Annotated in this window: 18 protein-coding genes; 5 read left to right on the forward strand and 13 right to left on the reverse strand. The window is 70.7% G+C overall.

What is annotated here, in order from left to right; all coding sequences use genetic code 11:
- The first annotated feature begins 12 nt into the window (after positions 1-12).
- The 5 genes from OTB16_RS31165 (at position 13) to OTB16_RS31185 (ending at position 10,215) form a co-directional block, all read left to right on the forward strand.
- Positions 13-876: an SCO4651 family lipoprotein gene (locus OTB16_RS31165; protein ID WP_267724690.1), complete on the forward strand. Its 864-nt coding sequence runs from the start codon at positions 13-15 to the stop codon at positions 874-876.
- A 250-nt stretch (positions 877-1,126) separates the two neighbouring features.
- Positions 1,127-1,657 carry a 50S ribosomal protein L10 gene (gene rplJ, locus OTB16_RS31170; protein WP_267724692.1) on the forward strand — a complete coding sequence of 177 codons (531 nt, stop codon included), beginning with the start codon at positions 1,127-1,129 and terminating at the stop codon, positions 1,655-1,657.
- A 110-nt stretch (positions 1,658-1,767) separates the two neighbouring features.
- Positions 1,768-2,148: a 50S ribosomal protein L7/L12 gene (gene rplL / locus OTB16_RS31175; protein WP_267724694.1), complete on the forward strand. Its 381-nt coding sequence runs from the start codon at positions 1,768-1,770 to the stop codon at positions 2,146-2,148.
- Positions 2,149-2,735: 587 nt separating this feature from the next.
- Positions 2,736-6,218 (forward strand): DNA-directed RNA polymerase subunit beta, encoded by a 3,483-nt coding sequence (rpoB, locus tag OTB16_RS31180; RefSeq protein WP_267724697.1) that lies wholly within the window; start codon positions 2,736-2,738, stop codon positions 6,216-6,218.
- A 97-nt stretch (positions 6,219-6,315) separates the two neighbouring features.
- On the forward strand, positions 6,316-10,215 hold the full coding sequence (locus OTB16_RS31185) for a DNA-directed RNA polymerase subunit beta' (RefSeq protein WP_267724700.1): 3,900 nt from the start codon (positions 6,316-6,318) through the stop codon (positions 10,213-10,215).
- A 115-nt stretch (positions 10,216-10,330) separates the two neighbouring features.
- On the opposite strand, the gene OTB16_RS31190 is transcribed toward OTB16_RS31185, so the two are convergent.
- The 13 genes from OTB16_RS31190 to OTB16_RS31250 all read right to left on the reverse strand — a co-directional run bounded on the left by OTB16_RS31190 (position 10,331) and on the right by OTB16_RS31250 (position 24,149).
- On the reverse strand, positions 10,331-12,799 hold the full coding sequence (locus tag OTB16_RS31190; RefSeq protein WP_267724701.1) for a YfhO family protein: 2,469 nt from the start codon (positions 12,797-12,799) through the stop codon (positions 10,331-10,333).
- Between the two features lie 340 nt (positions 12,800-13,139).
- Entirely contained in the window at positions 13,140-13,391 is a 252-nt protein-coding gene (locus OTB16_RS31195) for a hypothetical protein (RefSeq protein WP_267724704.1), read from the reverse strand.
- Positions 13,388-13,690, reverse strand: a complete 303-nt coding sequence (locus OTB16_RS31200; protein WP_267724706.1) for a hypothetical protein — start codon at positions 13,688-13,690, stop codon at positions 13,388-13,390. Before OTB16_RS31200 ends, OTB16_RS31195 begins: the two co-directional genes overlap by 4 nt.
- A gap of 24 nt (positions 13,691-13,714) precedes the next feature.
- Entirely contained in the window at positions 13,715-14,620 is a 906-nt protein-coding gene (locus tag OTB16_RS31205; protein ID WP_267724708.1) for a peptidoglycan-binding protein, read from the reverse strand.
- A gap of 230 nt (positions 14,621-14,850) precedes the next feature.
- Positions 14,851-15,213 (reverse strand): ATP-binding protein, encoded by a 363-nt coding sequence (locus OTB16_RS31210; RefSeq protein WP_267724711.1) that lies wholly within the window; start codon positions 15,211-15,213, stop codon positions 14,851-14,853.
- Positions 15,214-15,245: 32 nt separating this feature from the next.
- Complete coding sequence (locus OTB16_RS31215) at positions 15,246-15,959, reverse strand: hypothetical protein (RefSeq protein ID WP_267724712.1); 714 nt, start codon at positions 15,957-15,959, stop codon at positions 15,246-15,248.
- Positions 15,959-17,059 (reverse strand): hypothetical protein, encoded by a 1,101-nt coding sequence (locus OTB16_RS31220; protein ID WP_267724715.1) that lies wholly within the window; start codon positions 17,057-17,059, stop codon positions 15,959-15,961. Before OTB16_RS31220 ends, OTB16_RS31215 begins: the two co-directional genes overlap by 1 nt.
- A complete protein-coding gene (locus OTB16_RS31225; protein ID WP_267724717.1) occupies positions 17,056-18,150 on the reverse strand; it encodes a hypothetical protein in 1,095 nt (364 codons plus the stop codon). The genes OTB16_RS31220 and OTB16_RS31225 overlap by 4 nt, the downstream gene beginning before the upstream one ends.
- 52 nt (positions 18,151-18,202) lie before the next feature.
- Entirely contained in the window at positions 18,203-19,387 is a 1,185-nt protein-coding gene (locus OTB16_RS31230; protein ID WP_267724719.1) for a hypothetical protein, read from the reverse strand.
- 54 nt (positions 19,388-19,441) lie between these two features.
- A complete protein-coding gene (locus OTB16_RS31235; RefSeq protein ID WP_267724720.1) occupies positions 19,442-20,635 on the reverse strand; it encodes a hypothetical protein in 1,194 nt (397 codons plus the stop codon).
- 88 nt (positions 20,636-20,723) lie between these two features.
- Positions 20,724-21,635, reverse strand: a complete 912-nt coding sequence (locus OTB16_RS31240) for a phage distal tail protein (protein WP_267724722.1) — start codon at positions 21,633-21,635, stop codon at positions 20,724-20,726.
- Positions 21,636-21,672: 37 nt separating this feature from the next.
- Positions 21,673-22,953 carry a phage tail tape measure protein gene (locus OTB16_RS31245; RefSeq protein WP_267724725.1) on the reverse strand — a complete coding sequence of 427 codons (1,281 nt, stop codon included), beginning with the start codon at positions 22,951-22,953 and terminating at the stop codon, positions 21,673-21,675.
- The gene (locus OTB16_RS31250; RefSeq protein WP_267724730.1) at positions 22,950-24,149 is read right to left on the reverse strand and encodes a phage tail protein; all 1,200 of its coding nucleotides are present in this window, start codon (positions 24,147-24,149) and stop codon (positions 22,950-22,952) included. The genes OTB16_RS31245 and OTB16_RS31250 overlap by 4 nt, the downstream gene beginning before the upstream one ends.
- Positions 24,150-24,158: the final 9 nt, after the last annotated feature.

The following is a 24,158-nucleotide window of genomic DNA, read 5'->3' on the forward strand; positions in this document are numbered from 1 at the left end:
GTGGGGACCTCCATGTCTGCATACCGCAGGAAGACCATCGGCGCCGCGCTGGCCGCCGTACTGCTCGTGGGCGGGGCCACGGCGTGCGAGGACGGGAAGGGCGCGAAGAAGGACGGCGCCGCCGCCCCCGCGCCGTCCCAGGCCGCCCAGACGCCGGTGGCCGTCACGCCGGCCGCGTTCCTGGAGAAGACGAGGAAGAAGTCCGAGGAGATCACCTCGCTGCGGTACACCATGTCCGGCAGCACGGCGGGCCGGCCGATCTCCGGCGAGGCCTCCATGCGCCTCAAGCCCGCCGTCGCGATGTCCATGACGGTGGCCTCGCCCGAGGCGCCCGGGAAGGACGTCGGCATCCGCCTCCTCGACGGTGCCCTCTACCTGGGCAGCGAGGGCAAGTGGATGAAGTTCGACCTCAAGGCGATGGCCCCGGACCAGGCCAAGCGGCTGGACGCCCTCGGCGCCGGCCAGCAGGGCGAGAACCCGGGGGACAAGGCCGGCGACCTGAGCGCGGCCAAGGACCTGAAGACGGTCGGCGAGGAGACCATCGACGGCCAGAAGACCACGCACCTGACGGGCACGGTCTCGCTGGACCAGCTGAAGGGCCAGAGCGCCGCCACCACGCCCGAGGCCAAGGCCCGGCAGGACAGGAACCTGAAGATGCTCGAGGCCCAGGGCATCAAGGAACTGACCATGGACATCTGGATCGACGAGGCCGACCAGACCAGGCAGTTCCGCACCCGCGGCCAGGGCACCTCGGGCCCGATGGACGTCACCGTCAAGTTCCTTGACGTCAACAAGCCCGTCGAGATCACGGCTCCGCCGGCCGACCAGGTCGTGGACCTGGCGGAGAAGATGAAGGAAGGCGGCGGCACCGCCTGAGGCGATTTGCCTCGGCTGGGCCGTTTCACGTACGCTTCGGGAGAAGCCAAAGACCGCTGGTCGTTGCCGTGCCCGCAAGGGTGCGGTGGCCGAAGGATCCGTTGAATGCGGACGTCCTGCGCAGGTGTTCGTGGACAGGCTCCCGGAGCGATTCGGTTGAGCTTACGCCCCGTGCGCTTGCGCCGGGGCGTTTCGTTTTGTTCAGCCCCTTCTGAGCGGTCCTCATCACCCGGAAGGAGGCCGACGCTCTATGGCAAGGCCCGACAAGGCTGCCGCGGTAGCCGAGCTCACGGACCAGTTCCAGAGCTCGAACGCCGCCGTGCTGACCGAGTACCGGGGTCTCACCGTGGCGCAGCTCAAGACGCTGCGTCGTTCGCTCGGTGAGAACGCCCAGTACGCCGTGGTGAAGAACACGCTGACCAAGATTGCGGCCAACCAGGCCGGGATCACCGCGCTGGACGAGCACTTCGCTGGTCCGACCGCGGTCGCCTTCATCACCGGTGACCCGGTGGAGTCGGCGAAGAGCCTGCGTGACTTCGCCAAGGAGAACCCGAACCTCATCATCAAGGGCGGTGTCCTTGACGGTAAGGCGCTGACCGCCGATGAGATCAAGAAGCTTGCGGACCTCGAGTCCCGCGAGGTTCTGCTCAGCAAGCTGGCCGGCGCGTTCAAGGGCAAGCAGTCTCAGGCTGCCTCGCTCTTCCAGGCGCTGCCGTCGAAGTTCGTCCGCACTGCGGAAGCGCTTCGCGTCAAGCTCGCCGAGCAGGGCGGTGCCGAGTAATTCGGCTCGCGCAATGATCCACGCCGCCTAGTGCGTGGGTCGTAGCGGGCCGTTACGCCCGCCTCTCTATACATCCGGCACCTGCCGAATTAGTGGAAGGATCGCCCATCATGGCGAAGCTCTCTCAGGACGACCTCCTCGCCCAGTTCGAGGAGATGACCCTCATCGAGCTCTCCGAGTTCGTGAAGGCGTTCGAGGACAAGTTCGACGTCACCGCCGCCGCGGCCGTCGCCGCCGCCCCGGCCGGTCCGGGCGCCGTTGCCGAGGCCCCGGAGGAGCAGGACGAGTTCGACGTCATCCTCACCGGTGCCGGCGACAAGAAGATCCAGGTCATCAAGGTCGTGCGTGAGCTGACCTCCCTGGGCCTCAAGGAGGCCAAGGACCTCGTGGACGGCGCCCCGAAGCCCGTTCTCGAGAAGGTCGCCAAGGAGGCCGCTGACAAGGCCGCCGAGTCCCTCAAGGCCGCCGGCGCGGCTGTCGAGGTCAAGTAACACCTCTGGGGCCTCTCTGAGGCTCCCGCGAAGGGCGATCACCCGTAAGGGTGGTCGCCCTTCGGCGTACCCGCAGTGCCTGACTTGCCCTGGTCTCGTTGGGGAGTAGGGTGATCATCGTTGCCCCGCGGCAGGGTCCGAAGATGATCCGCTCGGAGCAGGGGGCCTTGACGAACGGGACGCGGCGCGCAATTCTCAGATCCGTCGCCGGCTCGGGCCCGCTCGGACAGTTCGATCCGGGATCCGAGGCATGGATCGACTACGAAGAGGGCAGTACTGATACGCGCTCTGTGTACGAGGTACGAGAGCCGAAGCGTTGGACGCAGGGTTTGATTGACGACATGGGGAAGGCCTGTTGCCGGTTTCCGGAAACCTGGTCTGGACATCAGTGAGCCAAGTGGCTACACTGACCCTTTGCGCTGCCTGTTAGCTGCCCCCTGCCCGTCGCCAGGGGCATACCCACGTTTGAGCACACCTGATTGATCGTCCTGACCTGGCCGTTCGGCCGGATCGGATAACGAAGGTCTTCTGTGTCAGCTGGGACCGGTACGCGCGTAGTGAGTCCGAGCCCTCGGAAGGACCCCCTCTTGGCCGCCTCGCGCAACGCCTCGACCAATACGAACAACGGTGCCAGCACCGCCCCGCTGCGCATCTCCTTTGCAAAGATCAAGGAGCCCCTCGAGGTTCCGAACCTCCTGGCGCTGCAGACCGAGAGCTTTGACTGGCTCCTCGGCAACGCTGCCTGGAAGTCTCGCGTCGAGTCGGCGCTTGAGAGTGGACAGGACGTCCCCACCAAGTCCGGTCTGGAAGAGATCTTCGAGGAGATCTCGCCGATCGAGGACTTCTCCGGGTCGATGTCGCTGACCTTCCGCGACCACCGTTTCGAGCCGGCGAAGAACTCTGTCGACGAGTGCAAGGACCGCGACTTCACGTACGCGGCGCCGCTGTTCGTCACAGCCGAGTTCACGAACAACGAGACCGGAGAGATCAAGTCTCAGACGGTCTTCATGGGCGATTTCCCGCTCATGACCAACAAGGGCACCTTCGTCATCAACGGCACCGAGCGTGTCGTCGTGTCGCAGCTTGTCCGCTCCCCCGGTGTCTACTTCGACTCCTCCATCGACAAGACGTCCGACAAGGACATCTTCGCGGCCAAGATCATCCCTTCCCGGGGTGCCTGGCTCGAGATGGAGATCGACAAGCGCGACATGGTCGGTGTCCGCATCGACCGCAAGCGCAAGCAGTCCGTCACCGTCCTCCTGAAGGCTCTCGGCTGGACCACCGAGCAGATCCTCGAGGAGTTCGGCGAGTACGAGTCCATGCGCGCCACCCTGGAGAAGGACCACACCCAGGGTCAGGACGACGCGCTGCTCGACATCTACCGCAAGCTGCGTCCGGGCGAACCGCCGACCCGCGAGGCCGCTCAGACGCTGCTCGAGAACCTCTACTTCAACCCGAAGCGCTACGACCTCGCCAAGGTCGGCCGCTACAAGGTGAACAAGAAGCTCGGCGCCGACGAGCCGCTGGACGCCGGCGTGCTCACCACCGACGACGTCATCGCAACGATCAAGTACCTGGTCAAGCTGCACGCCGGCGAGACCGAGACGACCGGCGAGTCCGGCCGTTCGATCGTGGTCGAGACCGATGACATCGACCACTTCGGCAACCGTCGTCTGCGCAACGTCGGCGAGCTCATCCAGAACCAGGTCCGCACGGGTCTGGCTCGTATGGAGCGCGTCGTCCGCGAGCGCATGACGACTCAGGACGTCGAGGCCATCACGCCGCAGACCCTGATCAACATCCGGCCGGTCGTCGCCTCCATCAAGGAGTTCTTCGGCACCAGCCAGCTGTCGCAGTTCATGGACCAGAACAACCCGCTGTCGGGTCTGACCCACAAGCGCCGCCTGTCGGCGCTGGGCCCCGGCGGTCTGTCCCGTGAGCGGGCCGGCTTCGAGGTCCGAGACGTCCACCCGTCGCACTACGGCCGCATGTGCCCGATCGAGACCCCCGAAGGCCCGAACATCGGCCTGATCGGCTCGCTCGCGTCCTACGGCCGCGTGAACGCGTTCGGCTTCGTCGAGACCCCGTACCGCAAGGTCATCGACGGTGTCGTCACGGACGACGTGGACTACCTGACCGCCGACGAGGAAGACCGCTTCGTCATCGCCCAGGCCAACGCCGGCCTGAACGACGAGATGCGCTTCACCGAGAACCGCGTGCTGGTTCGCCGTCGTGGTGGCGAGATCGACTACATCGCCGGCGACGACGTCGACTACATGGACGTCTCCCCGCGCCAGATGGTGTCCGTCGCGACCGCGATGATCCCCTTCCTCGAGCACGACGACGCCAACCGCGCCCTCATGGGCGCGAACATGATGCGCCAGGCCGTTCCGCTGATCAAGGCGGAGGCGCCGCTCGTCGGCACCGGCATGGAGTACCGCTGTGCGGTCGACGCCGGTGACTCGATCCGCGCGGAGAAGGACGGTGTCGTCCAGGAGGTCTCGGCCGACTACGTCACCGTGGCGAACGACGACGGCACGTACACCACGTACCGCGTCGCGAAGTTCTCCCGCTCGAACCAGGGCACCTCGGTCAACCAGAAGGTCATCGTCGACGAGGGCGACCGGATCATCGAGTCGCAGGTCCTCGCCGACGGTCCCGCGACCGAAGAGGGCGAAATGGCCCTCGGCAAGAACCTGCTCGTGGCGTTCATGCCCTGGGAAGGTCACAACTACGAGGACGCGATCATCCTGTCGCAGCGCCTCGTACAGGACGACGTCCTCTCCTCGATCCACATCGAGGAGCACGAGGTCGACGCCCGTGACACCAAGCTGGGCCCCGAGGAGATCACTCGGGACATCCCGAACGTCTCCGAGGAGGTCCTCGCGGACCTCGACGAGCGCGGCATCATCCGCATCGGTGCGGACGTCGTCGCCGGCGACATCCTGGTCGGCAAGGTCACGCCCAAGGGCGAGACCGAGCTGACCCCGGAGGAGCGCCTGCTCCGCGCGATCTTCGGTGAGAAGGCCCGCGAGGTGCGCGACACCTCGCTCAAGGTCCCTCACGGTGAGATCGGCAAGGTCATCGGTGTCCGCGTCTTCGACCGCGAGGAGGGCGACGAGCTTCCCCCGGGCGTGAACCAGCTGGTCCGCGTCTACGTCGCCCAGAAGCGCAAGATCACCGACGGCGACAAGCTCGCCGGCCGCCACGGCAACAAGGGCGTCATCTCCAAGATCCTTCCGATCGAGGACATGCCCTTCCTGGAAGACGGCACGCCGGTCGACATCATCCTCAACCCGCTGGGTGTCCCGTCCCGAATGAACCCGGGACAGGTCCTGGAGATCCACCTCGGCTGGCTCGCCAGCCGCGGCTGGGACGTCTCCGGCCTGGCCGAGGACTGGGCCGAGCGTCTGAAGGCCATCGGTGCCGACAAGGTCGCGCCCGGTACCAACGTCGCCACCCCGGTGTTCGACGGCGCCCGTGAGGACGAGCTCGCCGGCCTCTTCGAGCACACCATCCCGAACCGCGACGGGGACCGCCTGGTCCTGCCGACCGGTAAGGCGCACCTGTACGACGGCCGCTCCGGCGAGCCGTTCCCGGAGCCGGTCTCCATCGGCTACATGTACATTCTCAAGCTCCACCACCTGGTCGACGACAAGCTCCACGCTCGGTCGACCGGTCCGTACTCGATGATCACGCAGCAGCCGCTGGGTGGTAAGGCACAGTTCGGTGGACAGCGCTTCGGTGAGATGGAGGTGTGGGCGCTTGAGGCTTATGGCGCCGCTTACGCCCTCCAGGAGCTGCTGACCATCAAGTCCGACGACGTGACCGGCCGCGTGAAGGTCTACGAGGCGATCGTCAAGGGCGAGAACATCCCCGAGCCGGGCATTCCCGAGTCCTTCAAGGTGCTCATCAAGGAAATGCAGTCGCTCTGCCTCAACGTGGAGGTGCTGTCCTCGGACGGCATGTCCATCGAGATGCGCGACACCGACGAGGACGTCTTCCGCGCGGCGGAGGAGCTCGGTATCGACCTGTCCCGGCGCGAGCCGAGCAGCGTCGAAGAGGTCTGACGGGCCTGACGGGGGGCTCGCTCAAGAGCCCCCCGTCATCCCCGGGACCGTTCAGACCATGATTGAGACTCGACCCCGAAAGAGGGATTGACGCACAGTGCTCGACGTCAACTTCTTCGACGAGCTGCGGATCGGCCTTGCCACCGCGGACGACATCCGAACCTGGTCCCACGGCGAGGTCAAGAAGCCGGAGACCATCAACTACCGCACGCTCAAGCCCGAGAAGGACGGACTCTTCTGCGAGAAGATCTTCGGCCCGACCCGGGACTGGGAGTGCTACTGCGGCAAGTACAAGCGTGTCCGCTTCAAGGGCATCATCTGTGAGCGCTGTGGCGTCGAAGTCACGCGTGCCAAGGTGCGCCGCGAGCGGATGGGCCACATCGAGCTCGCCGCTCCCGTCACCCACATCTGGTACTTCAAGGGCGTCCCGTCGCGCCTGGGCTACCTGCTGGACCTCGCGCCGAAGGACCTCGAGAAGGTCATCTACTTCGCCGCGTACATGATCACGTTCGTGGACGACGAGCGCCGCACCCGCGACCTCCCGTCGCTGGAGGCCCACGTCTCCGTCGAGCGCCAGCAGATCGAGAACCGCCGCGACGCGGACCTCGAAGGCCGTGCCAAGAAGCTCGAGACCGACCTGGCCGAGCTCGAGGCCGAGGGCGCGAAGGCCGACGTACGCCGCAAGGTGCGCGAAGGTGCCGAGCGCGAGATGAAGCAGCTCCGTGACCGCGCCCAGCGCGAGATCGACCGCCTCGACGAGGTCTGGGCCCGCTTCAAGAACCTCAAGGTCCAGGACCTGGAGGGCGACGAGCTCCTGTACCGCGAGCTGCGTGACCGCTTCGGCACGTACTTCGACGGCTGCATGGGCGCCGCCGCGCTGCAGAAGCGCCTGGAGTCCTTCGACCTCGAGGAGGAGGCCGAGCGCCTCCGCGAGATCATCCGTACCGGCAAGGGCCAGAAGAAGACCCGCGCGCTCAAGCGCCTCAAGGTCGTCTCCGCGTTCCTGCAGACCAGCAACAAGCCCAAGGGCATGGTTCTGGACTGCGTGCCGGTGATCCCGCCGGACCTTCGTCCGATGGTGCAGCTGGACGGTGGCCGCTTCGCGACCTCCGACCTGAACGACCTGTACCGCCGCGTGATCAACCGCAACAACCGCCTGAAGCGCCTTCTCGACCTCGGTGCCCCCGAGATCATCGTGAACAACGAGAAGCGCATGCTCCAGGAGGCCGTGGACGCCCTCTTCGACAACGGTCGTCGTGGTCGCCCGGTGACCGGTCCCGGCAACCGTCCCCTGAAGTCCCTGAGCGACATGCTCAAGGGCAAGCAGGGTCGATTCCGCCAGAACCTCCTCGGCAAGCGCGTGGACTACTCCGCGCGTTCCGTGATCGTCGTCGGCCCGCAGCTGAAGCTGCACCAGTGCGGCCTGCCCAAGGCCATGGCGCTGGAGCTCTTCAAGCCGTTCGTGATGAAGCGCCTGGTGGACCTGAACCACGCGCAGAACATCAAGTCGGCGAAGCGCATGGTCGAGCGCGGCCGCACGGTCGTCTACGACGTGCTCGAAGAGGTCATCGCCGAGCACCCGGTCCTCCTGAACCGTGCGCCCACGCTGCACCGCCTCGGCATCCAGGCCTTCGAGCCCCAGCTGGTCGAAGGCAAGGCCATCCAGATCCACCCGCTCGTCTGCACCGCGTTCAACGCGGACTTCGACGGTGACCAGATGGCCGTGCACCTCCCGCTCTCCGCGGAGGCGCAGGCCGAGGCCCGCATCCTGATGCTGTCCTCGAACAACATCCTGAAGCCCGCCGATGGCCGTCCGGTCACGATGCCGACCCAGGACATGGTCCTCGGTCTGTTCTTCCTGACCACCGACGGCGAGCTCCGTGACGTCAAGGGCGAGGGCCGTGCGTTCGGCTCGTCCGCCGAGGCGACCATGGCGTTCGACAACGGCGAGCTCGCGCTCCAGTCGGCCGTCGACATCCGCTTCCCGGTGGGCACCATCCCGCCGCGGGGCTGGGCGCACCCGGTCGCCGAAGAGGGCGAGCAGGAGTTCCAGCCGGGCGACAGCTTCCGGCTGCGCACCACCCTGGGCCGCGCGCTCTTCAACGAGCTGCTGCCCGAGGACTACCCGTTCGTCGACTACTCGGTGGGCAAGAAGCAGCTCTCCGAGATCGTCAACGACCTGGCGGAGCGCTACCCCAAGGTCATCGTGGCGGCGACGCTCGACAACCTGAAGGCGGCCGGCTTCCACTGGGCGACCCGTTCGGGCGTCACCGTGGCCATCTCCGACGTCGTCGTGCCCGAGGCCAAGAAGGCCATCGTCAAGGGCTACGAGGACCTGGACGAGAAGGTCCAGAAGCAGTACGAGCGCGGTCTGATCACCAAGGACGAGCGCACGCAGGAGCTCATCGCGATCTGGACCAAGGCGACCAACGAGGTTGCCGAGGCGATGAACGCGAACTTCCCCAAGACGAACCCCATCTTCATGATGGTTGACTCGGGTGCCCGAGGAAACATGATGCAGATGCGACAGATCGCCGGTATGCGTGGTCTGGTGTCGAACGCGAAGAACGAGACCATCCCGCGTCCGATCAAGGCGTCCTTCCGTGAGGGCCTCACCGTTCTGGAGTACTTCATCTCCACGCACGGTGCCCGTAAGGGTCTGGCGGACACCGCCCTGCGTACCGCCGACTCGGGTTACCTGACCCGTCGTCTGGTGGACGTCTCGCAGGACGTGATCATCCGCGAGGAGGACTGCGGTACCGAGCGCGGCCTGAAGCTGAAGATCGCCGTTCGCGGCGAGGACGGCGCGCTGCGCAAGGCCGACGACGTCGAGACCTCGATCTACGCCCGCATGCTGGCCGAGGACGTCGTCATCGACGGCAAGGTCATCGCGCCGGCCAACGTCGACCTCGGTGACGTGCTCATCGACGCCCTGGTCGCCAACGGCGTCGAGGAGGTCAAGACCCGCTCGGTCCTGACCTGTGAGTCCGCGGTCGGCACCTGTGCCTTCTGCTACGGACGCTCGCTCGCCACCGGCAAGCTGGTCGACATCGGTGAGGCGGTCGGCATCATCGCCGCCCAGTCCATCGGTGAGCCCGGTACCCAGCTGACGATGCGTACCTTCCACACCGGTGGTGTGGCCGGTGACGACATCACGCAGGGTCTGCCGCGTGTCGTCGAGCTCTTCGAGGCCCGTACGCCGAAGGGTGTCGCCCCGATCTCCGAGGCCGCCGGCCGCGTGCGGATCGAGGAGACCGAGAAGACGAAGAAGATCGTCATCACGCCCGACGACGGAAGCGAGGAGACGCCGTTCCCGATCTCCAAGCGCGCCAAGGTCGTCGTGCACGAGGGCGACCACGTCGAGGTGGGCCAGAAGCTCACCGCGGGTGCCACCAACCCGCACGACGTGCTGCGCATCCTCGGTCAGCGTGCCGTCCAGGTCCACCTGGTCGGCGAAGTCCAGAAGGTCTACAACTCGCAGGGCGTGTCGATCCACGACAAGCACATCGAGATCATCATCCGGCAGATGCTGCGCCGCGTGACGATCATCGAGTCCGGCGACGCGGAGCTCCTGCCGGGCGAGCTGGTCGAGCGGTCGAAGTTCGAGACCGAGAACCGTCGTGTGGTCACCGAGGGCGGTCACCCCGCCTCCGGCCGTCCGCAGCTGATGGGTATCACCAAGGCCTCGCTCGCGACCGAGTCGTGGCTGTCGGCGGCGTCCTTCCAGGAGACGACCAGGGTTCTGACGGACGCGGCGATCAACGCCAAGTCCGACTCCCTGATCGGCCTCAAGGAGAACGTCATCATCGGTAAGCTCATCCCGGCCGGTACGGGCCTCGCCCGCTACCGCAACATCCGGGTCGAGCCCACCGAGGAGGCCAAGGCCGCGATGTACTCGGCCGTCGGCTACGACGACATCGACTACTCGCCCTTCGGCACCGGCTCCGGCCAGGCTGTCCCGCTGGAGGACTACGACTACGGCCCGTACAACGGCTGAGAGTCCGTCGACGCGTAAGGCGTGAGAAGAAGCCCCCCGTACTCCGTGAGGAGTGCGGGGGGCTTCTTCGTGCCCGGGAGCGGGGGACCGGTGTCGCCTGAGCCCCCGCGGGGGCTCAGGCGCGGTGGCGGCGGCGGGAGGCGACCGCGGCCGAGGTGAGGGCGAGGAGGGCGAGGGTGGCGCCGGCGAGGCCCGGGGTGAGGCCTCGCGGGGTGAAGGTGCAGGACACCTCGTCGGCGCCGGCGGGGAGGTCCACCGCGAGCAGGCCGTGGAAGGGCTTCAGGGGGGCCGAGCACCGCCAGCCGGGTACGGCGGTGGTGGCGATGACGGCCGTGCCGCGGGCGCCCCGGGGGAGGGCTGCCTCGAGGGTGTGCCCGGCGGCCTCGATCCGGGTGGCGCCGGTCGCGGTCAGCGCGGCCACGGCCCCGTCGAGCGCCCGGCGGTCCAGGCAGCCGATGGGGTGGGAGCCGGCCGTGGCCCCCCGGGTGCGGGTCCGCACGGTGGCGTCGACGCGGCCCGAGGCGGGGACCCGGCCGAGCGGGACGACGCCCGTCGCCCGGTACTTCAGGGGCTGCTCGGAACCACCGGCGGCGAGGGTGCCGTAGAGCGCGGGGGAGTACCAGTAGGCCTCGGAGCCGGGGGTGCAGCGGGCGGCGTACGTCTGCACGGCGGCGCTGCCGCGGCGGGCGGGCCGGGGGACCTCGTACACCGTGGCGCCGAGGACGGCCTCCTGGCGGGCGTAGACGCTGCCCGCGGGGTGGGGCGAGGCGTAGCGGGCCGACCGTACGGTGACCAGGGGCGGGGCCGGGAAGGTCCGGGCGGTCCAGGTGCCGGGGGTGTTCCCCGGGCGGACGCGGGCGCCGATCGAGAAGATCGCGTCGAGCACGGGGTTGTCGGCGCCGAAGAAGGTGCGGCCGTCGTTCTTGTAGCCGTAGCCGAGGGGTTCGAGGGCCCGGAAGGTGGCCTCGGGGAGGTAGCTGCTGTAGAACTGCGGCCCTTCGGCGCGCAGGGCGAGCGGGTCGTTGTACGAGGTCTGCGGCGCGCCGGAGTCGGTCCGGTGGGCGGGCCAGCCCTCCGCGTCCCGGACGGCGGCGAAGTGCCGGTCGATCGACCGGCTCGAGGTGGCGGCCGGCTTCGCCCAGCGCTCGCGGGCGCGCCGGGCGTCGGCGTTGACGCCGGCGAGCGTGGACTCGGCGAGGACGACGCCGACCATCAGCACGGCGGCCGCGGGGATCAGGAACCGGCGCTTCTCGCCGAGCCGCAGCAGGACCAGGGCCAGCAGGGAGAGGGAGCCGCCGCCGAGGACCGCGGGCCAGGTCCAGCCGCCGAAGTCGGGGGTGTGGCGGAGCGCGAATGCGGCCGCCACCAGCAGCGCGGCGGAGAGGGCCAGGTGGAGCGGGCGCGGCCGGTGGGCCAGCGCCAGCCAGGCGAGGACGACGACCAGGCCGCTGAAGACGAAGGTCTCGCGGTACGGGTTGCCGTTCGGCACCGCCAGCCCGTGCCACACGTACTGGGTGGGCGGGAACTGGAAGGAGGCGGCGACCAGCGCCACCGCGGCCGCCCACACCAGGCGGGTCCGGCCCCGGATCCCGGTGTTGAGGACGAAGGAGCCGGCCAGGACCAGGCCGAGCGAGGCGACGCAGAGCCGGGGGCTGCCGCCCCAGAGGTGGGTGGCCGGGAGCACGCCGGTGAGGAAGACGTCGATGCCGACCGGGTCGAAGGCGGCGGCCCGGGTGGGCTGGGCCGCGCCGCTGGACAGGAACGACGGCAGGAGCAGGGGGAGGGTGAGCAGGATCCCGGTCGCGGCCGCGGTCGAGGCCCGCCACACGGCGCGCAGCCGCTGCGCGCCGGTCAGGTCGAGGGTGATCAGGCGGACGGCGAGCAGGACGCAGGCGGCCATCGTGGCCATCATCGCGGTGTAGAAGTTGCCGTACCAGGCGAGGGCGACGAGGAGGGCCGCGCCGGGCCAGCGGCGCCCTTCCAGGCACCACTCCACGGCGATGCCGAGCAGCGGGAGCGCGACCAGCCCCCACAGCCACATGGGGATGTACGAGGCGTCGCTGAGCGCCCAGCCGCACAGCCCGTAGCAGGCGCCGAGGACGCCGCGCTGCCACCACGGGCCGGGGTGCAGCCTGCCGAGGTAGACGGTCATCAGCGCGGCGGCGGTGCCCGTCGTGACCGGGGTGAGCGCGAAGACGGCGAGGTCGACGTGGTCGCGCGGGACGAGGACGGCCAGCCACGAGAAGGGGTTGCCGAGGTAGGTGTGGTGGTCGGACAGGAACTGCTGGCCGAAGCCGCCGCGCCAGGTGAACAGCAGGTCGCCGGCGGCCTGCCCGTGGACCAGGTCCCACAGCGCCCGGTGGAAGGGGACGTACTGGTTGGCCTGGTCGTTGACGGCCCGGCCGGTTCCCCCGAAAGGGTGGGTGCCGCGGGCCGCCCAGGCGGCGCAGACCGCCCCCGAGGTGACGAGGAAGGCGAGCAGGGGACCGTACGGACGGCGCTTGCGGGACGGGGCGCGGGGGGCCGGATCGGGGCGGAAGCGGGCGTCTTCGACGCTGGTCTGCTCCTGTGTGGCGGTCCCCAAGGTCCTGCTCCCTGCTTGGTCGACGCTCGCGCACTGCGCGGGGGCGATGCGCAGCTTAGGGCGCCGTCGGGTCCGTGATGGTCCGTAATGGTCCGTGCCGTTCCGTGCCGGTCTGTGCTGCGGGGCCCGCGGGGACCGGCCGGGTACGGGTCCGGCGGCCGGGCGGGAGCCGCCCGGGGCCGCCCGTACGGTCGCCGGGGCGGTGGGCGTGCTGTCCGGGCGGGGTGCGTGCGCGCTGGGCGCGTTCCTCGGGTCCGGTGGGGCCGGGCCGCGCCGGGCGGTCGTGGGGCCGCCCGGCGCGGGTGTCGGCGGGGTGTGCCGGTCCTGCCGGGGCAGCGGTCTACCGGGCCGTCTGCCAGGCGGTGATGATGACCGCCGCGACCGCGGCCAGCGCGGTCAGGCTGGCCAGGGGCCAGCGGGAGCGTTCCAGGGAGTCGAGGCGGGACTCGTGGTCGGCGAGCTGCCGGTCCGTCTGGTCGCTGCGCTGAACCAGCAGGGCGAGGGAGCCGTCGACCCTGGCGAAGCCGGCCTCCATCGTTCCGCGCAGGCGCTCCAGTTCCACCGCCACGGACAGCGGGTCGGGTTCCGTCATGCGCGGTCGCCCTCCTCGCTCCGGTGGCCCTCGCCCGGTCGGTCGGTGCGGGCGGCGAGGGCGAGGAGCTCCCGGTCCCGGTCGTACGGCCACTCCGTACGGAGCCAGCCGGGCAGGACGGCCTGGACGCCCGGCAGGGCCATCACGCGGGTGAGGGCACCGGCCGCCGCGAGGGCGCCGGCGACCCAGGGGAGGCTCGCCGGGAGGCCGGACGCGTCGATGACGGCGGGCAGCAGGACGGCCAGGGCGACGGCCGTCTGGACAAGGGTGCGGAGGGTGCGTTTCGCCGCGTCGGACATGGTGGACCTTCTCTCGGGGGGCGTTCAGTTGGCGGGGACCTTGAGGGCGTCCCAGGAGGCGCGGCCCGGCCAGCCGTCGGCGTCGGCGCCGCGGAAGCCGAGCTTGCGCTGCCACTTGGCGTAGGAGCGTCGGTCGGCCTCCGACCACTGCGGGCCGGGGCCGAGGGAGTAGGCGGAGCAGCCCTCCGCGACCAGGCGGCGGCCCATGGCGGTGACGACCGGGGAGGAGGGGGAGCCCTGGAAGAAGGCGGCGCCGGGGAACGGGGCGTAGCGGGTGCCGTTGCCGGAGCCGCCGGAGCCGCCGGAGCCGCCGGACGGCGGGGTGGGGCGGGTGGGGGTGGCGGAGAGGCGGGCGGCGATCCGGGCGCGCAGCGACTCCATGGTGAAACCGCGCGGGTCCACCTTGCTGCCGGTCCACTCCTTGTGGCCGATGACGGAGGCGGCCTGCCAGCCGTGGGCGCGGCACAGGGCCGCGGAGGCGCGCTCGATGGCGTCGAGCTGTGCCTCCGGCCAGGGGTCGCGGCCGTCGCCGAGGTTGACACACTCGAAGCCGTAGAAGTGGGCGTTGCCGTCGGTGTCGTTGCGGCGGGGTGCGGACAGGGACGACTCGGCGACGACGGCGTCCAGTACGTCGCCGTCGCCGAGTCCGGCGTGGTTGGTACGGCCGTGGCCGATCAGGTGGACGGTGCCGGCCTTGTCGATGACTGCGTGGCAGAGCGGGCCGGGCAGCTCGGTGTAGCCGTTGCGGCACAGGGCGACGCTGGAGGCGCTGCCGGTGCTGACGGTGTGGTGGATCATGATGCCGTTGACCGGGCCCCAGGCGCCCCTGTGGTTGCGGTTGTGGGTGCGCCAGCCGGGGTGTTCGACGACGTTGGCCCCCTCGGCGCGGAGTGCTTCCAGCAGGGTCTGGGCAGGCAGGGGTGCGGGCATGGTGGGCTCCTTCGGGCATGCGGAAGTTCCGCGTGGGGGCGCGGGGTGGGGGCGCGGGGTGGGGGCGCGGGGTGGGGGCCGGTCGTGGTGTCCGCTGCGCGGGGCCGCCGGGCGCTGCCCGGATCCGCGCCTCGAACGCCGGCGGGGCTGGGAACGCGGCGCCGGGGCGGCGCCTCAGACGCCGACGGGGCTGTCTGTGGATGCGCCGGGGCGGCGGGGTCGGTGCTGGGTTACGGGGTGGTGGGCCAGGCGGCGCAGAGGGTGCGGTAGGCCGTGGCGCGGTGGGCGAAATCGGTGAGGGACGCGGCCACCGCCGCGGCCACCGCGGTGGGGTCGGGGGTCACCGGGCCGTCGGCCGGGGGCTCCAGGACGACCTGGCCGGAGCCGCGCAGCTGCGCCCCGAGGCCGCCACTCTCGGCGAACTGGGCGGTGACGTACACGGCCGGGTAGCCGTTGACCGGGTCCGGTTCCTGGCTGCTGCCCAGTCCGGCGTCGTAGACCCGTACGTGGATGGTGTGGCCGGCCTCGCTGACGGTGGCGCGGCCCGCGTAGTCGATGGCGATGCCCCAGGGCTGGGTCGGGTCGATGTCCATGGGCAGGTCGGGTCCTCTCGGGGCGGGGTGGGTCAGCTCTGGGTGCCGTACATCATCAGCGGCTGGGCGAACACGGCCCCGGTGCCGCCGGTGACCATGGCCTGGATCTCCACCTTCACCAGGCTGCCGAAGCGGGTGGCGAGGTCCTCGACGACCAGCGCGGTACGGTCGAAGGCGGCCGGCGTGGTGACCGGGTCGCCCCACTGGACGCCGTCGACGAGGACCCGGACCTGGCCGGTGACCCCGGCGGCGGCCGCGGTGAGGAAGTTGAGCCGCATCCGGGGCTGCCACAGCGGGTTGAAGGAGCGGGCGACGGTGGTCCAGGCGGTGCTCGTGGTCTGGGGCCAGCGAGCGGTGGAGGTGTCCTGCGGAGGGAGCATCGCCAGCCAGGGGCGGGCCAGGCCGCCCTTGACGACGTCGTCGGAGAAGAGCTCGTGCGCGTAGGCGTCGAAGACGCGGAACGCCTGGTCGTAATCGCCGGCGGTGACGTTGCGGACGCTCAGGGCGGTCTTGCCGCTCTGCCGCTTGATCTCCATGCCGTACTCGGTCGTCGACCAGAAGCCCGCACCGAGGATCTTGGTGCCGCCGGGTTCGATCACCGACAGCGAGCCGCCGTCGGTGATCCGCACCTCCCCGCCGGAAACGCTGTTGAGCGCCGGGCGGGTGTTGACGGCCGTGGACAGTTGCTGGATGCGGCGTTCCATCGCGGTCAGCCGATCGATGATGTCCTCGGGCAGCTGGGGCATCAGACCTCCTCCAGATAGAGCTCGGCGGTGTCCGGGCGGCCCCGCTCCGGCGGGGTGACCTTGGCGCCGATGATCCGATAGCGGGCGTCGAGGCCCTCGGGGTACCACTCGTCGGTGATGCGGATCCGGGCGGTGCGGCCGAGCAGTGTCGGCGGTACCACGCCACCGAGGCGGATGGTGATCGCCGGGATGACCACGGCGCCCCGGGCCCGGGCCAGCTCGGCCGAGGCCAGCGAGGTGAGCACGGCCTTGTCTCCGACCGTGTTGTGGTCCGAGGACAGGTCGATCCGGGGCCAGCCGCCGTCGATCAGGTCTTGGGCGACCAGCTCGTCCGAGTACACCGGCCGCGATTCCTCGGCCTGGTTGGCGTTGACGGAGGCGCCGCGGGCCCGGGCGGTGGTGCCGCCCCGCGTCGCGTCGCGGGGGAAGGAGTACGAGAGGATCGCGCCCGGCCGGTCCAGTACGAGGTCGGTGACGCCGGTGTGGATGCGGGGGCTGCCCAGCCGCAACTGGCGGGTCCGGGTACCGGTGACCGGATCGCGGAAGACCGAGATCTGGTGCTCGAAGCCGTTCTCCGCCGCGGCCAGGCCCTCGATCGCCTCGGAGTAGAGGACCTCGTCGCCGTCCCGCCAGGACGCGGCCTGCAGCCGGCCGGAGCTCTCGGTGCCGTAGGTGACGCCGATGTCGCCGCCCTCCGCGCGCTGCAGCTGCCGCCAGAGTTCACGGGCGAGCTCCAGCTGGTCGGTCGCCGGGAACGACACGGTGTCGCGGATGCGGCGCCGGGCGGCGTACGAGTCGAACGTCGCCGCCTGCAGGCTCAGCGAGAGCACGCCGCGCCCGTCGCTCTGCAGGGTGCTGGTCCAGATGATCCCGCCCCACCACAGGTCGCCGCCACGTTCCAGGTAGACCGCGGTGCGGCCCTCCTCGATGCGGGCGACCCGCGCGGCGATGGCGCTGTCCGGGATCGGGACGGTGCCGGACAGCGCGCCCGGCTTGCCGATGAAGTCGTCGATGGAGACGTCCCGCAGCGGCAGGATGTCGATGGTCCGGTCGGTGCGTACGTCGCAGAAGATCGCGCGGTACGGGGTGTGGGTGCTCACTTGGCGGCCTCGTAGGTGCCGGAGCCGCTGATGCTGTGAGTGGCGGCCCAGGTCCACGGGGTGACGGAGTCGGCGAGCCCGGAGTAGAGGACGTTCTCCCCGCTGGGCATGCCGGAGGAGAGTTCCAGCTCGAAGAAGGACGTGGAGGTGAGCCGCATCCGGGCCACGGCCCGTTCCCTGACGGCGGCGCTCAGCTCGGCGAAGCCGACGCAGCGGGTCATCCACGCCGCTTTGACCGGGAGGGTGAAGCGCCAGTTGTCGGGGGTGGAGGCGCCGGCCCCGAAGTTGGTGGACGCGCCGAAGGTGATCGAGTAGTTGAAGTGCACGGTCGGGCCCTGCTGGATGTAGCGGGCGGCGATGGACGCGTCCCCGAAGGACGGGAGGCCCGCGCCGGTCGCCGTCGTCCACACCGGGGTCCAGTCCTGCCAGACGGGCCTGGCCGGGTACGGCAGCCAGGCCGCTCCGTCCCAGCGCTCCAAGCCGCCGGGGACGTCCCGGTACTGGCCCGGGTACGCGCCGAAGGCCGTGTCGGTGGTGACGGGCAGGATGCCGCCGACGGCGACCGTGGCCGACCGCAGGCCGACGAGCGCCGTGTTCCAGTTGATGCCGCCCGCGCCCGCGCTGGTGCCGGCCGGGACGGTGACCGTGTACAGCGGGAGGGACAGCGCCGGGGTCGCCGGGGCGGCCGGGGTCGCGGCCGGGGTGCCCCGGATGACCTCGACGGCGGCCTCGGCACGGCCGGAGGCGTCGTACTCGTTGTCGTAGACGCGGAGGACCACGAGGTCGATGCGGCCGTACACGCCGTGGCCGTCGGCGAAGGTCAGCGCGGTGCTCTGGGTGAGCGCGACCGGGTAGGCGCCCTGGCTGTCGGTGCCCTGGACGATGGCCCGGCCGGGGTAGACGGTCGCGCCCATCGCGGTGGTGCCGGCCATCGTGAAACCGGAGATCCGCAGCTTGCCGTCGGACGAGCCGGGCAGGATGCCGGACCGGCTGGCGACCGGGGACACGGGGGTGAAGGCACCGAGCGGGGCGACGCGGGTGTCGGAACGGGTCTGGCCGGTCACGGCGAGCCAGGCGGATCGGAGGTTCACGGATTTCTCCTTCTGGGGTTCTTCTCGGGACGGACCGGGGTGGCTCGGGGCCTCAGAACAGCGGGTCGAGGCGCAGGAAGATGCTGTCGAACCAGGTCCGCGCGGTCGCCTGGGAGCCGCGGTGCATCACGGTCGCCGTGTACGGGGCGTCGCCGTTCAGCGATGACAGCCGCAGGACGGTGGACACCGAGTTGGCGAACGCCCCGGAGGCGATGGCGGCCCGCTCGTCGTCGGGCTCCCAGACGACGGTCGAGCCCTGGGTGATGCGCACGGAGGTGTACGCGTACCCGCCCGGGGTGTCGGTGGTCCAGGCGCGGGCGCCGAGGGTGAGCAGCGCCGCGCCCGACACGGGGCCGGTGAAGGCCAGCGTCAGCGCGGTGACGCCGGTGTCCTGGAGCGCCGAGGTGTAGGTGGCGGAGGTGAGGAATCCGGCGTCGCGGGACTCGGCGAACAGCGGCGCGGGGAAGGCGGACAGCCAGGAGCTGCCGTTCCAGCGCTGGAGGACCCGCTGGGGGGTGTCGCGGTACTGGCCCGCGTAACTGGCCGTCGTCAGGGTGCCCTTGGGGGCGATGCCGCCCAGGGCGGACGGGTAAGGGACCCAGGCCGCGCCGTCCCAGCGCTGGAGGGATGTGGCGGCGTCCTGGTACTGGCCCGGGTAGGAGCCTTTGCCCGTATCGCCGACGACGGGCAGGATGCCGCCGATCCCCACGGTGGTGCTGCGCAGGTCCGTCAGCCCCGAGCCCCACGGGATGCCGCCCTTGCCGGCGCTGGCGCCGGCCGGGACGGCCACCTGGTAGAGGGGCAGCGAGAGCGGAGGGGCCGCGGGCGCCGCCGGGGCGGCGGCCGGGGTGCCCTGGACGATCTCGATGACGGCCTCGTACTTGCCGGAGGTGTCGTACGAGCTGTCGTACACGCGCAGCACGACGAGGTCGACGCGGCCCGCCTGGGCGTCGCCGTCGGCGAAGGTGAGGACGACGGTCCCGGGCAGCGTCACCGGGTAGACGCCCTGGCCGCTCATGCCCTGGATGACGGCGCGGCCCTCGTGGAGGGTGGCGGCCATGGCCGCGGTGCCCTCCAGCCAGAAGCCGGAGAGGCGGTACTGGCCGTCGTACGAGCCGGGCAGGATGCCCGAGCGGGCCTGGAGGGGGTTGACCGGGGTGGTCGCGCCGGTCTGGGTGAGCCGGGTGTCCTCGCGGGTCTGGCCGGTCTGGGCCACCCAGCTGGAGCGCAGGTTCATGCGGTAACTCCGTTCATTGACAGGGGCGTCGGGCCGCGGCGGGGTGGCGGACCGTCAGGACTTGAGCCACTCGGCGGACAGGTTGCAGGCGTAGCCGGAGCCGCCGAGGGTGCGCACGGCCACCCCGCTGTTCTGGTGGGCGTGCAGCTGCAGGACCTGCCCCGCGGTCAGCTTCAGGAGCGCGTCGCCGCCGACCGAGGTGGCGCCGGGACCGGCCCCCTGGAGCCAGGTGGCCCGGGGGACGCCGACGCCGGAGACGACCAGCCGGGCGCCGCGGGAGCCGGTGGTGGAGTCGGCGTTCCACACGACGTGCCCGTTCACCCGCCACCAGCCGGAGCGGGTCACGGTGTAGCCGGTGCCGTTCCAGCCGCCGGCGTCGTCCACGTCGGTGCTCTGCAGGCTGACCGCGGTCCAGGAGCTGGTGCTGGAGGAGGCCACCGACTGCATGGCGGTCTGTGAGGCGCTGAACAGGAGGGTGGAAAGGCCTTCCGCGTACTGCCAGCCGGCGCCGTCCCAGCGCTGGAGCGTGCCGCCCGGCCCGTCCCGGTACTGGCCCGGGTACGTGCCGGTCGACAGTCGGCCCGGCCCGGCGATGCCGCCCACCTCCACCGGGTACGAGACCCAGGTGGCGCCGTCCCAGCGCTGGAAGCGGCCGCCGGCGTCCCGGTACTGGCCCGCGTAGGCACCCCTGAAGCCGTCGGCGGGGACGATCCCGCCGAGGGCCACCGTCGGGTACTTCAGGCTGGTGACGGCGGTCGCCCAGGCGATGCCCCCGTTCCCGGCCGAGGTGCCCGCCGGGACCCGGACGGTGTAGAGCTGCAGGGCCCTGCCGGCGGGGCTGGGCGGGGCGACCGGCACGGCCGCCGGGGTGCCCTTGACCAGGCGAAGCACGGCCTCGGTCTTCCCCGTGCCGTCGTACGCGTCGTCCAGTACGGCCAGCTCGATCAGGTCGATCCGCTCCAGCTGGGGATCGCCGTCGGCCAGGGTGAGGTTCTCCGGCGCGGTGACGGCCACCGGGTACGCGCCCTGCTGGGAGTCGCCCTGGATGATGGCGCGGCCGGTGCCGATGGCGCACTGCATGGCGGATGCCGGGGTCAGCGTGAAGCCGCCGGGGACGATGCCTCCGCGGGCCCTGAGGGGGATGTCGGCGTCGCTCTGGCCGTTGGGGGTGACGAGGGCGGACAGCGCGATGCGGGTGTCCTCGCGGGTCTGGCCGGTCGGCGTGAGCCAGGCTGCTCGTACGGTCATGATCGGTCCTCCGGATCTGCGGGTCGGGTGCGGGCCGTGCGGAGCGTGCGGTGCACGGCGCGGAGGCAGGGGCGGCGGCGCGGGCGGGTCACCATTCCGCGCTGCGCCAGGTGACCGACATCTCGGCCCCGGCCTGGGCGCTGTCCGGTCGGAAGGACAGCTCGGCCAGGCCCGCCTCGAAGGTGAAGAGCTCCTCGGGACTGCTGTCCGGGGTGGCGGTGTGGCGGCGGGAGGCGGTGCCGTTGAGCGTGACCGTGCCGGCCGCGGTGTCCACGACGAGCTCGTCGCCGGCGGTGAGGTCGATGGCGTACCGCAGCCGGCGGCGGCTGATCCGCTCGGTCACCGACGGGGTGCCGCACGGCCCGCGGAAGGTGATCACGGGATGGGTGGGCGCGGAACCGGTGTTGTCGGCGCCCGAGTCGCCGGTCTTGGCGGCCTGGCCCCAGTTGAGCGGCCACACCAGCGGCCAGTTCAGGCCGCTCTCCGGCTCCGGCGCCGGGACGACGGCGCTCTGCTCGCCGGTCAGGTAGCGGCGCGGGTCCGTGGCCGTCCACTGGACGGCGGCCTTGCCGGCGCCCTGGGTGGCGTACACCCGGTCGGTGGGCAGAACCCGCTGGCTGACCCGGGCGCGCACGGCGAGGGTCTCGCCGTGCAGGCGTACGGCCAGCCAGCGCTCCACGTCGCCGAGGGCGAGGGCCCGGCGCAGGGCCCGTACGGTCTCCAGCGAGGCGCCGGCCTCCGGGAGCAGCCAGATGGTGCCGCCCACCTTGCGGGGCTTGGCGTAGCGGGCGCCGGGCCAGGCGCCGTGGCCGGTGGGGCGCTCGGCGTCGGAGGAGTCGTACTCCGGCAGGTCCTCCCAGCCGGTCAGCCCGGACTTCTCGATCGTGTAGGGAGTTCCGGGGCCGAACAGCATTCCGGCCCACTGCATCTGCCCGTCCTGGGTGATGAGTGAGCCGGGTGCGTGGTCGGTGGTCTCGGCGGTCGTGGTGGTCTCGGCCATGGCGGCCGTCACCTCGCTCTCGGTGGTGGGGCGTGGTTCACGCGTGGGCGGCGGCGAGGAAGAGCAGGTCCTCGGCGGTCGAGCGGGGTCCTGCGCCGGCGGGTTCCCGGTACTCGGCGATGCGATGGGGGCCCTGGCGCGGGGACTGCGCGGACGCGGGCGCGACACGGCGGCGGTCGAGGTCGGAGACCGGGTGGATGACCGGGGCCCGGCCCTGTGAGGTGGGCCAGACGACGCCGCCTTCGGCGAGCATCGGGATCTTGTCGAGGTCGACGCCGAACTTCTTGCCGAGGAGCTCGAAGCTGAGGTCCTCCAGGCCGTCGATGATCCAGTTGGCGAAGGCGATGATGCCGTTGAACGGGCCGGTGACGGCGGCGAGGACGGCCTGGGCGCCGGTGGACACCATGCGGCCGATGCCGCCGAGGGCGCTGGAGAGGGCGGTGCGGACGCGGGCGAAGGCTCCGGGGAGCGTGCCGGTCAGGAAGCTGATCACCGGGCGGATCGGAGCCATGATCGCGTTGAACGCGCCGGAGGCGATCCCGCGCAGGGCGCTGGTGGCCGAGCGCGCGGAACTGCCGGTCCCGGAGAAGCCGCTGACGGCTCCGCGCAGACCGCCGACCACCGACGAGATGACCGCGGAGTACCCCTTGAAGTACGTGGTCACGATCGTGGCGACGGCGGTCAGCACCGGAATGAGGAACTTCAGGTAGCCCTCGAAGACCTGGAGGACGACGGTGAAGGTCTGCTCGATGAACTTCTGCCCGGTCTCGGAGTTCATGGCGAGCTCGATGAGCCAGGCGCCGAGCGGGATCAGGATGCCGAGGACGAAGCCGAGCGGGTTGGCCCGCATGGCCACGTTGATGGCGGTCATGACGACCGCGCCCACGGTCATGGCGATGCCGAAGGTGCTCATGAGCGTGGAGACGATCCCGATGGCCGGCAGCAGCCCGGCGATGACGGCGAGTACGCCGCTGGTCTTCCTGCCCATCTTCCGCAGTGACGTCACGGCCCCGCGGGCTCCGGAGTCCACCCGCTTGGTGCCGGTGGAGGCGCGGGTGGCGGAGCGGGCGACCTTGGCCGCGGAGGTCGCGGCGGCGGTGGCCTGGGTCTTCAGCGTCGACAGGATCTTGCCGGCCGGGGAGGCCGCCGACGCGAGCCCTGTCGCGTCGGTGGCGGCCTTCTTCGCCGTCGAGCCGATCTGCTTCAGCGACGAGGTGACCTGGCGGGCGTTCCGGGTGGCCGCCACGGCGTGGGTACGGACACCGTTCATCGACCTCGTGAGCCGGCCGAAGGGGTTCGCGACGACGGCCGCACTCATCCTCGCGCCTTGGCCAGGTACATGAGCGCGTCGGCGGTGCGCTGCGGGTCGGTGTTCTGGGCGGCGTAGTAGTGCTCGATGTGCAGGGCGGAGCCCTCACCGGAGCTCCGGGCGGCGGAGGTCATCCGGGCGCGGGCGGCCGTACGGGTGAGCAGGCGGTCGAGCTTGGACAGCGGCAGGACCGCTTCGGCCTCGCCGGCCTCGGCGAGGATCGCCGGGACACCGCCGCTGCGCGGCATGACCACGCCGCCGGTGGCGAGCATGGGGATGGTGGGCAGGCTGACGCCGAAGCTCTTGCCGCCGACGAAGGGGACCCAGCCGGGGACGCTGACGCGGATGCGGTTGATCCGCCCGATCATCGAGTTGATCAGGCCGATGACCGAGTTGATGGGGGATCGGACCGCTCCGAGGATGGCCCCGAAGGCGCCGGACGCGATGCCCCTGAGCCCGTTCCAGGCGTTGGACATCGCGTTCTTGACGGAGTTGAAGGCCCCCGGGATGGCCGACTTGATCCAGTTGACCACCGGCATGATGACGGCCTTGATGCCGTTCCACGCGCTGCTGATGACCGAGCGGACGGCGTTCATGACGGTGCTGATGACCGACCGGATGCCGTTGAAGGCGGACTTCACGGCGCTGCCGATGGCCCGCACGATCGGCATGACGGCGTTCTTGACGCTGTTCCAGACCGACTTGATCAGGTTGCCGGCGCTTCGGATGATCGGGCCGATCACCTTGATGACCGTGGAGATGACGGAGCGGATCGCGTTGAACGCGGTCCGGATCACGGTCTGCATGGTCTTCGAGCGCATCGCCATTTCGATGATCTTCTCGATGAGCGGCATGAACAGTTCGAGCAGCCGGGCGAGGAAGTTGCCCCGCATGGACTTGTTGAGCTTGTCCTGGCCCGAGGCGGCCCGGTCGGCGCCGGTCTTGAACCGGCCGAGCTGGGTGCCGGCCCGCTGACCGGTCTGCCCGGCCTTGGACATGGCGCGTTCGGCCTGGTCGGCGGCTGTCTTGAGGCTCTTGAGCTGCCCGGTGGAGCCCTGGGCGTTCGTACGGAGCGTCTTGAGCTGGCCGGAAGCGCCGCGACTGGCGTCGCCGACCCGCTTGACGGGGGCCGCGGCACCGGACGCCTGCGTCTTGAGGTTGCGCAGGGCGTCCGAGGCGCGCTTGGTGGAACTCGCGAGAGACATGGTGGTTAC

Source organism: Streptomyces antarcticus, from assembly GCF_026627255.1.
GTDB lineage: Bacteria > Actinomycetota > Actinomycetes > Streptomycetales > Streptomycetaceae > Streptomyces > Streptomyces antarcticus.

What these genes read in the sequence shown, in the direction of transcription:
- OTB16_RS31165 (WP_267724690.1), top strand. Translation starts at nt 13, where the DNA reads ATGTCTGCATACCGCAGGAAGACCATCGGCGCCGCGCTGGCCGCCGTA.
- rplJ (WP_267724692.1), top strand. Translation starts at nt 1,127, where the DNA reads ATGGCAAGGCCCGACAAGGCTGCCGCGGTAGCCGAGCTCACGGACCAG.
- rplL (WP_267724694.1), top strand. Translation starts at nt 1,768, where the DNA reads ATGGCGAAGCTCTCTCAGGACGACCTCCTCGCCCAGTTCGAGGAGATG.
- OTB16_RS31195 (WP_267724704.1), bottom strand. Translation starts at nt 13,391, where the DNA reads ATGACGGAACCCGACCCGCTGTCCGTGGCGGTGGAACTGGAGCGCCTG.
- OTB16_RS31200 (WP_267724706.1), bottom strand. Translation starts at nt 13,690, where the DNA reads ATGTCCGACGCGGCGAAACGCACCCTCCGCACCCTTGTCCAGACGGCC.
- OTB16_RS31205 (WP_267724708.1), bottom strand. Translation starts at nt 14,620, where the DNA reads ATGCCCGCACCCCTGCCTGCCCAGACCCTGCTGGAAGCACTCCGCGCC.
- OTB16_RS31210 (WP_267724711.1), bottom strand. Translation starts at nt 15,213, where the DNA reads ATGGACATCGACCCGACCCAGCCCTGGGGCATCGCCATCGACTACGCG.
- OTB16_RS31215 (WP_267724712.1), bottom strand. Translation starts at nt 15,959, where the DNA reads ATGCCCCAGCTGCCCGAGGACATCATCGATCGGCTGACCGCGATGGAA.
- OTB16_RS31230 (WP_267724719.1), bottom strand. Translation starts at nt 19,387, where the DNA reads ATGAACCTGCGCTCCAGCTGGGTGGCCCAGACCGGCCAGACCCGCGAG.
- OTB16_RS31235 (WP_267724720.1), bottom strand. Translation starts at nt 20,635, where the DNA reads ATGACCGTACGAGCAGCCTGGCTCACGCCGACCGGCCAGACCCGCGAG.
- OTB16_RS31240 (WP_267724722.1), bottom strand. Translation starts at nt 21,635, where the DNA reads ATGGCCGAGACCACCACGACCGCCGAGACCACCGACCACGCACCCGGC.
- OTB16_RS31245 (WP_267724725.1), bottom strand. Translation starts at nt 22,953, where the DNA reads ATGAGTGCGGCCGTCGTCGCGAACCCCTTCGGCCGGCTCACGAGGTCG.
- OTB16_RS31250 (WP_267724730.1), bottom strand. Translation starts at nt 24,149, where the DNA reads ATGTCTCTCGCGAGTTCCACCAAGCGCGCCTCGGACGCCCTGCGCAAC.